Genomic DNA, 12,185 nt, shown 5'->3' with positions numbered 1-12,185 from the left:
GGTCGGAGCGTGATACTCAAAGAAACCACCAACCACACAACATCACAATGTCATCTGGTCAGGGGCATACAAAGAACACTAACCAAATCAGTCCGCTGTTGAGTTCTCAAAGAACACACCCACACCATCGCCCCAACAAACAGCTGGAAACTCCGGGGAGCCGTTTTCTCAAGTCTCTCGCGTTTCCGCGTTGACACCCACTTTAGCAGCACCCAAAACCCGGACTCACCCGGGGGGCCCACCACCAGAAGCAGGCACCAACCCAACGCTTGAGATTTTCAAAGACCACACCGAAACGAACCAAATCGCTCCGCGCCAGGCCCGGCCCGGTTTTCCCCGGCCCGCGTCGCGCTGACAACGAATACTCTACAGACCCCGATAACCCCCCGTTCACCCACCCCCCTCCAAAACGATCACCCCAGGTCAGCGGGGATGTCGAGGTCGAACAGGGCGGTGAATTCGGTGAGCGTGGATTCGACGTCGCGGTGGTGCACCCCGACCATGCCGGCGTCCACGGCACCGGCGACGTTCCGCGGGAGGTCATCGACCATCACGCACTCCTGCGGTTCGAGTCCCAGCCGGTGCGCGGTGAGCCAGTAGATCTCCGGGCTCGGTTTCGCGACCCCCTCGACACCGGAGAGCACGACCGCGTCGAAGAGCTCCGGCAGTCGGGGGTCGGCGATGCCGGCGGCGTTGGAGACGAGCGCGGTGCGCAGTCCCGCCTTCCGCGCGTGCCGGGCGAGCGCGAGCATCGGGAGCTCCTCCCCGCCCGCGCGCCCCGGGTCGTCGAGCACCCCGGCGTAGTCCAGCAGCAGTCCTCTCAGATCCACGGATCGCACCGTAGTGCACACCTTCGGGTGGTCGGGGCCGAAATCTGACCGGATTCGGCTTCCCGGTTCCTCTTCCACAGGGAGAGCGATGAACCCCCGGAGGTTTGCGATGACCCTCAGCCTCACCGACCCCGTGCCCACCGCGGAGATGGGCGAACCGGAGAGCAGCTCGGCCGCGGCGGTGGCCGCGTTCCTCGGCAGGTGCGTGTTCGGGGTGCTCAGCGGCCGGATCCCGCCCGAGGCGGTCCGCGGACATCTCACCGGTCAGGCGCTGAGCTCCCTGCTGGCGATCCGGCTGCGGGAAGCACGAAGCCCGGACTGCCGGCTGCGCTCCGTGCACGCCTGCCCGATCACCCGCTCGCGGGTGGAGGCGTGCGTGCTGGTCGGAGCGCACCGGGTCCGGGCCCTCGTGCTGCGCGCCGAGTGGACGGCCGGGCGCTGGTCGTGCACCCGGCTGTCCCTCGTGTGACTCAGCGCTTGCGCTTCTTCTGCTCGGCTCGCGCGGCCGCGCGGCGCTCGCGGCGGGTTCCGCCGCGAGCCTCCGGGCTCTGCTCGTCGCGGGTGGTCTGCACGCCACCGGTCTCGTTCGGACCGGAGTAGCTCATCGGCTGCTTGCCCGGCCCGCCGAGGCCGTCACCGCGCAGGGCGGCGGGGACCTCGTTCTGGTCGGTGCCGGGGCCACCGGCGAGCTGGCTCAGCGCGGGACCGGCGGAGGCCGGCTGCCCCCGGCGGCGCTGCGCGGGTTGCTGAGCCTGCTGCTGGGCGACGTCCGGGGTCCCGGACGCGGTCTGGCTGACCGACACCGGCACGGCGGGCTGCTCGGGCGCGGGCTCGGGTTCGGCGGCCTCGACCTGCACGCTGAACAAGAAGCCGATGGACTCCTCCTTGAGCGCTTCGAGCATCGCCCCGAACATGTCGAAGCCCTCGCGGCGGTACTCGATCAGCGGGTCGCGCTGCGCCATGGCGCGCAGCCCGATGCCCTCCTTGAGGTAGTCCATCTCGTAGAGGTGCTCGCGCCACTTGCGGTCGAGCACGCTGAGCACGACGCGGCGCTCCAGCTCGCGCATCGCACCGGGGCCGACCTTGCCGTCGACCTCGGCCTCGCGCTTGGCGTAGGCCTCCTTGGCGTCCTCCAGGACGACCTCGTGCAGCCGGTCGCGGCTGAGGTCGTCGTCCTCGTCGACCAGCTTCTCCCAGTCGAGCGAGATGGGGTAGAGGGTCTTGAGCGCCTTCCACAGCTTGTCGAAGTCCCAGTCCTCGGCGTAGCCGGCGGAGGTCTCGGCGTCGACGTAGGCGGTGATCACGTCGTCGAGCATGTGCATGACCTGCTCGTGCAGGTCCTCGCCCGCCAGCACGCGGCGGCGCTCGTCGTAGATGACGGTCCGCTGCTGGTTCATGACCTCGTCGTACTTGAGGACGTTCTTGCGGATCTCCATGTTCTGCTGCTCGACCTGGGTCTGCGCGCTGCGGATGGCGCGGGTGACCATCTTGTGCTCGATCGGCACGTCGTCGGGCACCTTCAGGCGGTTCATCACCGACTCGACCATGACCGCGTTGAAGCGCCGCATGAGCTCGTCGCCCAGCGAGAGGTAGAAGCGGGACTCGCCGGGGTCGCCCTGCCGGCCGGAGCGGCCGCGCAGCTGGTTGTCGATGCGGCGGGACTCGTGCCGCTCGGTGCCCAGCACGTAGAGGCCGCCGGCCTCGCGGACCTGGTCCGCCTCGGCCTCGGCCTGGGCCTTGATCTTCTCGACGACCTTGGGCCACTCGGCCTCGTACTGCTCGCGGTGCTGGACGGGGTCCAGGCCGCGGCCGCGCAGCTCGTCGTCGGCGAGGTGGTCGACGTTGCCGCCGAGCACGATGTCGGTACCGCGACCGGCCATGTTGGTGGCGACGGTGACCGCGCTCCTCCGGCCGGCCTCGGCGATGATCGAGGCTTCCTTCTGGTGGTTCTTGGCGTTGAGCACGCTGTGCGGGATGCCGCGCTTGGTCAGCAGCTTGGACAGGTACTCGGAGCGCTCCACGTTGGTGGTGCCGACGAGCACGGGCTGACCGGCCCGGTTGCGCTCCTGGATGTCGTCGGCGACCGCCTCGAACTTGGCCGGCTCGTCCTTGTAGACCAGGTCCGGCTGGTCGATGCGGGCCATGGGCTCGTTGGTCGGGATGGTGACCACGCCGAGCTTGTAGGTCGCGTGGAACTCCGCGGCCTCGGTCTCGGCGGTACCGGTCATGCCGCTGAGCTTGTCGTAGAGCCGGAAGTAGTTCTGCAGCGTGATCGTGGCCAGCGTCTGGTTCTCGGCCTTGATCTCGACGCCTTCCTTGGCCTCGATCGCCTGGTGCATGCCCTCGTTGAAGCGGCGGCCCGCCAGGATTCGCCCGGTGAACTCGTCGACGATCATCACTTCGCCGTCCCGGACGATGTACTCCTTGTCGCGCGCGTAGAGCTCCTTGGCCTTCAGCGCGTTGTTGAGGTACCCGACCAGCGGGGTGTTGGCGGCCTCGTAGAGGTTCTCGATGCCGAGCTGGTCCTCGATGATCTCGACGCCCTCTTCGGTGACGCCGACGGTGCGCTTGCGCTCGTCGACCTCGTAGTGCACGTCGCGCTTGAGCATCGGGGCGAGCCGGGCGAACTCCTGGTACCAGCGCGAGGACTGGTCGGCCGGACCGGAGATGATCAGCGGGGTCCGGGCCTCGTCGATCAGGATGGAGTCGACCTCGTCGACCACGGCGAAGCCGTGCCCGCGCTGCACGCAGTCGGACAGGCTCCAGGCCATGTTGTCGCGCAGGTAGTCGAAGCCGAACTCGTTGTTGGTGCCGTAGGTGATGTCGGCGTTGTAGGCCTCGCGGCGCTGCTCGGGGGACATCTCGGCGAGGATCGAGCCGACCTCGAGGCCCAAGAAGCGGTGCACGCGGCCCATCCACTCGGCGTCGCGCTTGGCCAGGTAGTCGTTGACCGTGACCACGTGCACGCTCTTGCCGCTGATGGCGTTGAGGTAGGCGGGCAGCACGCAGGTGAGCGTCTTGCCCTCACCGGTCTTCATCTCGGCGATGTTGCCGAGGTGCAGCGCGGCGCCACCCATCAGCTGGACGTCGAAGTGGCGCTGGCCGAGGGTTCGCTTGGCTCCTTCGCGGGCGACGGCGAAGGCTTCGGGCAGCAGCTCGTCGAGGGACTCGCCGTCGGCGTACCGGCGTTTGAACTCGTCGGTCTTGCCCCGCAGCTCGGCATCGGACAAGCCGACGACGGAGTCTTCGAGCTGGTTGATGTGCGCTGCGATGTGACGCAGGCGCTTGAGCAACTTGCCCTCGCCGGCGCGGAGCAGTCGGGACAGGACCATCCGGTCGACCTCGCTAGCTGATCGTGACGCGTCCGTCACGGACGCTTTGTGGCCATCGTATTACTGGTGACGGCGGGGACGAGCCGTCCGGTGCGCTCCGCGCGGCGGAACCAGCACATGGCTGTCCCCCACGCACCACGGTACGCGGGGGACAGCCGCGCGAGTCGGCCTTGGCGCAGACTCGCCCTGTTCGTGATCTTCGAAGTGGGGCGTCACGGCGGGATGACCGCGACGTCCGCGCTAGTCACCTCCGGAGAGCGGGTCGCCGAGTGGCGTCCGGCACCACTTCACACCTCGGCGTTGTCGGCGAGCCGGATGACGCCGTAGTCGAAGCCCTTCCTGCGGTAGACGACGCTCGGCCTGCCGCTGTCGGCGTCGGCGAAGAGGTAGAAGTCGTGGCCGACCAGTTCCATCTGGTAGAGGGCCTGATCGACGGTCATCGGCTTGGCCGAGTGCTCCTTCTCGCGCACGATCTGGCCGGGCGCGTAGCCGTCGGCCTCCGCCATGCGCTGCTCGGGAACTTCGGCGGTTTCCTCGGGGGCTTCCTGGGGCGCTTCGAGCAGCGCGGTGCGGCCTTCTGCCGCTGCGGAGCCGGTCACCACGGGCCGGTCGGCGTTCGCTGCGGTCGCCTCTGCCACGGAAGTGGGGTTTCGCTGTCCGTAGTGCACCTTTCTACGGTCGTGCATGCGCCGGAGCCGGTTCTCCAGCTTGGTCGCGGCGGCGTCGAGAGCGGCGTAGAAATCACCTGCGCTGGCCTCGGCCCGGATGGGAGTTCCCTTGCCCATCAACGTGATCTCGACTCGCTGGCAGTTCTTGGCCTGGCGGGGGTTCTTCTCGTGGAAGAGCTCCACTTCCGCCCGGATGGCCTTCTTGTTGTACCGCTCAAGTCGGGTCAGCTTCCCGTCAACGTGCTCCCGGTAGTGATCGGGAACTTGGACGTTGCGGCCCTTCACGACGATATCCATTCACGACCTCCGTTCCTTGCGTGCTCCGTAGGCGAGGTGTGCACGGGGCGCCCGAATGGAGATCAGCTCGATTCCGGCGCCAGGGACATGGGGTTTAGCTCCTTCCCTCCGCCTTGGGGTTGGCTGGATTGGTAGGCACGTTAGCTCGGTTTATCGAGTTGTGACACCCCCACAGAAGAGGGAAGTCAAGAAGCCACCGAGAGTGATAAACGCAGCCAAATGAGAGCAGCCCGCGACGTGCGCGAGGCGTGGTCGATCTCGGCGACCGCAGCAACAGTTCACCCGTTCGGACGGGTAGCGCAGTAGCTCTGCGCAAGGCGGTAGTCGAGCCGTTCGGCCTGCTCACACCCGGAGAACGACCGCAGGGAGCGCTGAGTTCCTGGGCCGAACGAGCAGTCGCGATTCACCCGGTGAGCTCAGCCGGCCGTGGCGGTCAGCGCGAGCACCAGCGCGACCGGAAGCCCGGCCTCCGCCAGCACCGCCGCGGAGCTCGCCGCGGTGGCCCCGGTGGTGACCACGTCGTCCAGCACGGCGATGCGCGCGCCCGGCGGCGGCAACCGGCCCGGGCGCAGCAGCACCCGCCCCGCGAGGTTGTCCAGGCGCTGCTGCGGGGCCAACCCGGCCGAGTCCGCGGTCCAGCGCGCGAGCAGCAGGCAATCGGCGACCCGAGCGCGCGGGTCCGCGCCCGGCGCGCCGGCGACCCGGCTGGCGATGCGGGTCATGTGCGCGCCACCGCGCCGCCGCGAGGTGATCGCGCGGGAGGGCGCGGGCACCAGCCACCACTCCCCCGAACCGACCTCGGCGAGCGCGCGCAGCGCGGTGCGCAGCTGCCCCGCCAGCGGCCCCGCCAGGTCGCGTCGCCCGGCCTCCTTGTAGGCCAGCACCGCGCGCCGGGCAGGTCCGCGGTAGGCGCCCAGCGCGTACGCCGGTGGCGCGTCGGCCAGCAGCGGCCGGTGCACCCGGTGCAGGCCGCCGAGCCCGCCCGCGCACTCCCGGCACCACGAGGTGCCCTCGCGCCCGCAACCCGCGCACTGCTGGGGCAGCACCAGGTCGACCAGCCCGGAGATCCCGGTGCGCAGCCGCTCGATCCACATGGCCGCAGATGGTGCCGACCCGGCAGCACCGACTCACCGGCGCGCGTCGGAGCTCAGCCCGGGTAGAACGGGATCGAGGCGCCACCGATCGGAACCGGCATCAGGGCCCACACGTCGTCGGTGTCGCTGGACTCCCAGATCGCGTTGCCGTCGGCCACCACGACCTTCCCGCCCGGTCCCACGGTCACCGCGTTGATCGGCTGGCCCAGGTTGGACGCGGTGTAGGGCTTCCAGCGGAAGCCGTCGACGGACACGTCGTAGACCGGCACCGTGTTGCTGTCGGTCACCACGGCCAAGGCGTCGTCGGCCCGCCAGTCCAGGGCGGTCACCGCCACCTGCTGCGGCGCGGGCAGCGGGACCGGGTTGCTCAGCGCCACGCGCCCGTTGTTCTCGGTGACCCCTGCCACCACGATCGTGCCGTCGACGATCACCGCCGCGCGGGTCCCGTCGTGGGACAGCTGCAGGTCGGTGATCGGCCTGCCCGGCCCGAGCGCGGAGAGGTCGACCTGCTGGCGCTCCCACTGGCCGTCCGTCCGGACCATCCGGGCCACGTCGCGGCTGTCGACCACGGTCCACACCTCGGAGTCGCCGCGCCAGGTCGGTTTGCTCATGTAGGCGCCGACGACGGAGGTCTCGGCCATGGCCGCGCCGAAGTCGCCGACCCGCAGCACCACGCCGCCGGGGCGGCGGGTGACCGCGGCCAGCCGGTCGCCCTGCGGGGATTGCCCCGCCCGGACCACGTCGTACTCGCCCGAACCGGCGGGGCCCGGGATCGGCCGGGCGCTTTCGTCGAGGGTCACCAGGCGTTCGGAGACCACGGCCAGACCGGGCAGGTCCGAGCGCGGCTTGTTGTCCACCTCGTACTGCGCGAGGTCGGTCGGCCGCAGGTCCTTGCCGTCGGCCAGCAGCGGCGTGCCCTCCTCCTTGAGCCGCACGCGCGCGTTGCTGACGCCCTGCAGCGAGAACACGACCTGGGCCGCGATGAGCCTGCGGGTCTCCGGCGGGATGTCGCCGAGCTGGCTCAAGTTGACCTCCAGCGCGCCGTCGCGGGCCTCGCTGGTGTTGGTCTTGGTGTGCACCCCGGCGGGGATGGCGGTGCGCATCGCGTCGCGCATCGCCACGGACGGACCGGTGGTGAGCAGGTCGATCACCCGGCGCGGCAGCGTGCTCGACGGTTGCGCGAGGACGTAGCGCAGATCGGGGGCCACGCCGGTGTGGTCGTGGTCGAGGAAGTACACCGGGACCGGCCGGTAGACCTTGGTGAAGGAGTTCGTGCTGGCCACCAGCTGCGGCGGCGGCGTCGCGATGCGCCACTGCCCGTCGGCCCGGCGCTCGACGCGCAGGCGCATGCTGAACTCGCCGTGCTCGGGCACGAACGAGGAATCGGCCAGCAACCTGCCCACCTTGTCCGCCTGCACCGTCACCAGCTGCACGCCTTCGGGCAGCGGCATGGGCTGCGCGGTGGGGATGGTGTCGACGTTCTCCACGACCAGCAGGCCGGGCGGCGGGCTCCAGCTGCCGTAGTGGCCGCGGTCGAGGTGCGCCCGCGCCGCCTCGTGCCCTCGTTCCGGGTAGGCGCCGGAGTCGACGAAGCTGCGCACCAACGCCAGCGGGTCGCTGCCGTTGGGCTTGGGCAGGGCCTGCGGGGTGGAGTTGTCGCCCCCGACGTCCTTGACCGCGCGCGGCTCGGAGCTCTCCGGGATCGACGCGCAGGCCGACACGACCAGCAGCAGGACCAGCAGGGCCGACAGCCGACTCGCGATGCGCGCCATCACGTCTCCTCCCAAGTCTCCTCGGACAACCGCGCGGGCCCCTGGTCCCGGGATTCGGGCTCGTCGGCGTCCTCGGCCTGCCGTTCGGCGGAGGTGGCCAGCAGCGCCTCGGGCGCGGCGATGCGGCGGGTGCTGGGCAGCGAGAGCGGGCTCGTCTCGTAGTCCTTGTTGGGGCTGCGCGGCAAGGTCAGCCGGAAGCAGGTGCCCTCGCCCGGCTCGCCCCAGGCATCGAGGTCGCCGCCGTGCAACCGGGCGTCCTCCTGGCTGATCGACAGTCCCAGCCCGGTGCCGCCGGTGCGCCGGTTGCGCGACGGGTCGGCGCGCCAGAAGCGGGTGAACACCAGCTCGGCCTCGCCGCTGCGCAGGCCGACCCCGTAGTCCCGCACGGTCGCCGCGACTGCCTGCTCGTTGCCGCCGAAGCGGACCTCGACCGGCCCGCCCTCGGCGTGGTCGATGGCGTTGGCGACCAGGTTGCGCATGATCCGCTCCACGCGGCGGGTGTCGGCGACGATCTCCAGCCGCTCGGCGGGGGCGATGACGCGCAGCTCGACACCGCTGCTGTCGGCGATGGGGCGCAGCGACTCCACGGCGCGCTCGACCAGCTCGACCAGGTCCATCCGCTCGGCGGCGAGGTCGGCCACGCCGGCGTCGAGCCGGGAGATCTCCAGCAGATCGGCGAGCAGCAGCTCGAAGCGGTCGAGCTCGTCGACCAGCAGCTCGGTGGAGCGCGCCAGGCCGTCCGGGAACTCCTCGCGGGAGGCGTGCAGCACGTCGGCGGCCATCCGCACGGTGGTCAGCGGGGTGCGCAGCTCGTGCGAGACGTCGGAGGTGAACCGCTTCTGCAGCTGGCCGAACTCCTCGAGCTGGGTGATCTGGTCCTTGAGGTTGTCGGCCATCTCGTTGAACGACTCGGCCAGCCTGGCCACGTCGTCCTCGCCGATGACCCGCATCCGCTTGTCCAGGTCTCCCTCGGAGAGCTGCTCGGCGATCTGCGCGGCCTGGCGCACCGGGCGCACGACCTGCCTGGTGACCAGGTTGGTGATCGCACCGAGCAGCGCGAGCAGCACGATGCCGCTGATCAGCAGGGTCCGCTGCACGACGGCCAGGGTGTTGCGCTCGGAGGTCAGCGGGAACAGCAGGTAGATCTGCAGCGGCCGGGTGGCGCTGGAGACCGGGGTGCCGACCTCGACCATCGTGACCGGGCCGCTGGCGCGCTGAACCGTGTGGATCTTGGTGGCCAGCTGCCCGCGCTCGACGAACCGGCGCAGGTCCTTGGGCACGTCCTGCAGCGGACCTGCGGCGGGCTTGCGGTCGCCGGGGGCGTGCCCGTCGACCAGGACCGGGGTGAACGCGCCGGCGACCGAGTCGGAGGTGGACTGCCCGGACGAGGAGGTGGTCAGCCGGTTGAGCGCGGCCTGCAGCTGCTCGGTGACGTTGTCGGAGTTGGGGTCGACCGCGGTGAGCTCGCGCTCCAGGATCGGCAGGCTGACCTCGGCCTGGGCGATCGCGGCCTCCTCCTTGGACACCAGCAGCCGCGAGGTGATCTGCCACTGCAGCACCATGCCCAGCACGATCACCACGGCCAGCGACAGCGCGAGCGTGGAGACGACCACGCGCAGCTGCATCGAGCGCCGCCACACCGTTTCGAAGGCGTGCCAGCGGTTGCGGACCTCCTCGCGGACACGACCGGCCGCGATCCGCACCCAGCGGCTCTGGCGTGTCAACGCACTCACGGCAACCGTCCTCCGGGCGGCCTCGACTCGCGCCCGACAAACAACTGTGTCAAGCCCCGCGCACCGCGCGGCGCCCGGGGTGCCCGTACCCGGTTCGTTCGGCCGACCGGCACCAGCGCCGCGACCTGCGGCGCCGTCCGGCCGGCCGGGACGCGCGGCTAGCGGTGGGCGCGTCCAGGTGCGCGGTGGGCGATCACGGAGGGCCGGCCTTGTAGCCGACGCCGCGGACGGTCAGCACGACCTCGGGGCGCTCCGGGTCGCGTTCGACCTTGGAGCGCAGGCGCTGCACGTGGACGTTGACCAGCCGGGTGTCGGCGGCGTGCCGGTAGCCCCAGACCTGTTCGAGCAGCACCTCGCGGGTGAAGACCTGGCGGGGCTTGCGGGCCAGCGCGACCAGCAGGTCGAACTCCAGCGGGGTAAGCGAGATCGGCTCGCCCTCGCGGGTGACCTCGTGGCCGGGCACGTCGATGGTGACGTCGCCGATGGCCAGCACCTCGGCCGGCTCGGCGTCGGTGCGGCGCAGGCGGGCGCGCAGCCGGGCGACGAGCTCCTTGGGCTTGAACGGCTTGACGATGTAGTCGTCGGCGCCGGACTCCAGGCCCAGGACCACGTCGACCGTGTCGCTCTTGGCGGTGAGCATGACGATCGGCACCACGGACTCGGTGCGGATCGCCTTGCAGACGTCGATGCCGTTCATGCCGGGCAGCATCAGGTCCAGCAGGACCAGGTCGGGCTTGAGCTCCCGCAAGGCCGGCATGGCCTTGGTGCCATCGCTGACGACGGCGGTCTCGAACCCTTCTCCCCGGAGCACGATGGTCAGCATTTCGGCCAGGGCCGGATCATCGTCCACCACGAGCACGCGTGCCTTCATGCACCACATCGTTGCACTAGTCACCTGGCGTCCGTGCATCCACCCGGCGGGTGTCGTCGCAGGTGGCGATATCCGAACCGGTTCGGCGCAGCGGATACCGCCGAACGGAGCAGCGCTGCGGGTGGTGTTCGACGCGAGGGCCCCGCCGAGCTCAGCCGAGGACGCGGTCGGCGAGCGCGGCGAAGTCGGCCTCGGCCGCGCCGTCGACGACCAGCCAGGGCGACCACCAGTTCGCCGCGGCGAGCTCGGCGTAGACCTCGGCGCAGCGCTGCTGCAGCGGCGCGTCGGACTCGAACCGGTCCCGCTGCCGATCGGCCTCGGTGCGCTCGCGGTGCGCGGCGCGCCCCGCGGCCAGCTCCGTCGAGACCCGCAGCAGGATCTGCAGGTCCGGACGCGGCAGGCCGAACCGGTCCACTTCGAGCTCCCGGACCCAGGCGACGAAGTCGCCGTCGGCGCGCTCGCGCAGCCGCGCGGCGCCGTAGGCGGCGTTGGAGGCCACGTAGCGGTCCAGCAGCACCACGTCGTGGCCGTCGAGGTCGGCGCGCAGCCGCTCGGCCGCACCGCGCCGGTCCAGCGCGTAGAGCACGGCCATGCCGTGCACCGAGGACCCCAGGTCGCCGTGCTCGCCGCGGAGCGCTTCGGCGACGAGCTCGGCGTGCACGTCATCGGTGTAGCGGGGGAAGGCCGCGGTGGTCACCTTCGCGCCGCGCGCGGTCAGCTCGGCGGTGAGCCCGCCGGTGAGCGTGCGCTTGCCCGCGCCGTCCAGTCCTTCGATGACGATCAGTCTTCCCACGTCGTCGACGTTAGCCGAAGGCGGTGGCCGGGTTGCGGTGGGAGGAAGGTTCCCCTGCCGCGCACGGCAGGAAGGTTCCCCTCCCGCGGGGTGGCACGACGGCTCCCCTCCCGCGGGGTGGCACGACGGCTCCCCTCCCGCGGGGTGACAGGAAGGTTCCCTTGCTCAAGTCGTGGGAATTCCGGTGCCCTCCGGGGCGCGGGCCCCTATACAGGGCACATGGCATCCGAGCACAGCTACGAGGTCACCGTCACCTGGACCGGCAACACCGGCGGCGGGACGGTCGCCTACCGCGACTACAGCCGGGAGCACCTCGTGGAGGTCGAGGGCAAGCCGGCGCTGCGCGCTTCGGCCGACCCGGCCTTCCTCGGCGACGCGGCGCTGCACAACCCGGAGGATCTGCTGGTGGCCGCGCTCTCCGAGTGCCACATGCTCTGGTACTTGGGGCTGTGCGCGAACTCCGGCGTGGTGGTGACCGCCTACCGCGACGAGGCGCGCGGCACGATGGCCGAGGTGGCGGCCACCGGCGGGCACTTCACCGAGGTGGTGCTGCGGCCGACGGTGACGGTGGCCGAAGCCGGCATGCTCGCCAAGGCCGAGGAGCTGCACGCCCGGGCGCACAGCCGCTGCTACATCGCCAACTCGGTCAACTTCCCGGTGCGGCACGAACCCGAGGTCCTGGTCGGCTAGGGCGGGCCCGGTTTCCTCCGAAACGCGGACAGCGGATCCGGACGCGATCAGAATCATCGGCGCAGAGGTCGCCAGACCTCGATCAACGATGGACAATCAGCTCGG

Annotated in this window: 10 protein-coding genes; 2 read left to right on the top strand and 8 right to left on the bottom strand. The window is 70.6% G+C overall.

All coding sequences use genetic code 11. The features are described from left to right. Positions 1 to 413 precede the first annotated feature (413 nt). Complete coding sequence (locus ACFQRI_RS08735; protein WP_380666394.1) at positions 414 to 830, bottom strand: HAD-IA family hydrolase; 417 nt, start codon at positions 828 to 830, stop codon at positions 414 to 416. A 109-nt stretch (positions 831 to 939) separates the two neighbouring features. Between ACFQRI_RS08735 and ACFQRI_RS08730 the strand changes: the two genes are divergently transcribed. Then, positions 940 to 1,299 (top strand): Rv3235 family protein, encoded by a 360-nt coding sequence (locus tag ACFQRI_RS08730; protein ID WP_380666392.1) that lies wholly within the window; start codon positions 940 to 942, stop codon positions 1,297 to 1,299. 1 nt (position 1,300) lies between these two features. On the opposite strand, the gene secA is transcribed toward ACFQRI_RS08730, so the two are convergent. The 7 genes from secA to ACFQRI_RS08695 form a co-directional block, all read right to left on the bottom strand. Then, a complete protein-coding gene (secA, locus tag ACFQRI_RS08725) occupies positions 1,301 to 4,162 on the bottom strand; it encodes a preprotein translocase subunit SecA (protein WP_380666390.1) in 2,862 nt (953 codons plus the stop codon). A 287-nt stretch (positions 4,163 to 4,449) separates the two neighbouring features. After that, positions 4,450 to 5,127: a ribosome hibernation-promoting factor, HPF/YfiA family gene (gene hpf / locus ACFQRI_RS08720; RefSeq protein WP_380666388.1), complete on the bottom strand. Its 678-nt coding sequence runs from the start codon at positions 5,125 to 5,127 to the stop codon at positions 4,450 to 4,452. Between the two features lie 416 nt (positions 5,128 to 5,543). Next, positions 5,544 to 6,221: a ComF family protein gene (locus ACFQRI_RS08715; RefSeq protein WP_380666386.1), complete on the bottom strand. Its 678-nt coding sequence runs from the start codon at positions 6,219 to 6,221 to the stop codon at positions 5,544 to 5,546. Positions 6,222 to 6,274: 53 nt separating this feature from the next. Then, on the bottom strand, positions 6,275 to 7,993 hold the full coding sequence (locus ACFQRI_RS08710) for an LpqB family beta-propeller domain-containing protein (protein ID WP_380666384.1): 1,719 nt from the start codon (positions 7,991 to 7,993) through the stop codon (positions 6,275 to 6,277). Next, a complete protein-coding gene (mtrB, locus tag ACFQRI_RS08705; protein WP_380666382.1) occupies positions 7,993 to 9,726 on the bottom strand; it encodes an MtrAB system histidine kinase MtrB in 1,734 nt (577 codons plus the stop codon). Before mtrB ends, ACFQRI_RS08710 begins: the two co-directional genes overlap by 1 nt. A gap of 193 nt (positions 9,727 to 9,919) precedes the next feature. Continuing rightward, complete coding sequence (mtrA, locus tag ACFQRI_RS08700) at positions 9,920 to 10,597, bottom strand: MtrAB system response regulator MtrA (protein ID WP_380666380.1); 678 nt, start codon at positions 10,595 to 10,597, stop codon at positions 9,920 to 9,922. Between the two features lie 151 nt (positions 10,598 to 10,748). Further along, on the bottom strand, positions 10,749 to 11,390 hold the full coding sequence (locus tag ACFQRI_RS08695; protein WP_380666378.1) for a dTMP kinase: 642 nt from the start codon (positions 11,388 to 11,390) through the stop codon (positions 10,749 to 10,751). A 219-nt stretch (positions 11,391 to 11,609) separates the two neighbouring features. On the opposite strand from ACFQRI_RS08695, the gene ACFQRI_RS08690 reads away from it, so the two are divergent. Beyond that, on the top strand, positions 11,610 to 12,080 hold the full coding sequence (locus ACFQRI_RS08690) for an OsmC family protein (protein ID WP_380666376.1): 471 nt from the start codon (positions 11,610 to 11,612) through the stop codon (positions 12,078 to 12,080). The last annotated feature ends 105 nt before the right edge of the window (positions 12,081 to 12,185 follow it).

Source organism: Saccharopolyspora griseoalba (genome assembly GCF_042665275.1).
GTDB classification, from domain to species: Bacteria; Actinomycetota; Actinomycetes; order Mycobacteriales; family Pseudonocardiaceae; genus Saccharopolyspora; species Saccharopolyspora griseoalba.
This window is presented reverse-complemented; position numbering and strand designations above follow the sequence as displayed.

Bases quoted from the DNA above. Each gene is read 5' to 3' on its own strand.
- ACFQRI_RS08690 (WP_380666376.1), top strand. From the start codon at position 11,610: ATGGCATCCGAGCACAGCTACGAGGTCACCGTCACCTGGACCGGCAAC.
- mtrA (WP_380666380.1), bottom strand. From the start codon at position 10,597: ATGAAGGCACGCGTGCTCGTGGTGGACGATGATCCGGCCCTGGCCGAA.
- ACFQRI_RS08730 (WP_380666392.1), top strand. From the start codon at position 940: ATGACCCTCAGCCTCACCGACCCCGTGCCCACCGCGGAGATGGGCGAA.
- secA (WP_380666390.1), bottom strand. From the start codon at position 4,162: ATGGTCCTGTCCCGACTGCTCCGCGCCGGCGAGGGCAAGTTGCTCAAG.
- ACFQRI_RS08710 (WP_380666384.1), bottom strand. From the start codon at position 7,993: ATGGCGCGCATCGCGAGTCGGCTGTCGGCCCTGCTGGTCCTGCTGCTG.
- ACFQRI_RS08715 (WP_380666386.1), bottom strand. From the start codon at position 6,221: ATGTGGATCGAGCGGCTGCGCACCGGGATCTCCGGGCTGGTCGACCTG.
- hpf (WP_380666388.1), bottom strand. From the start codon at position 5,127: ATGGATATCGTCGTGAAGGGCCGCAACGTCCAAGTTCCCGATCACTAC.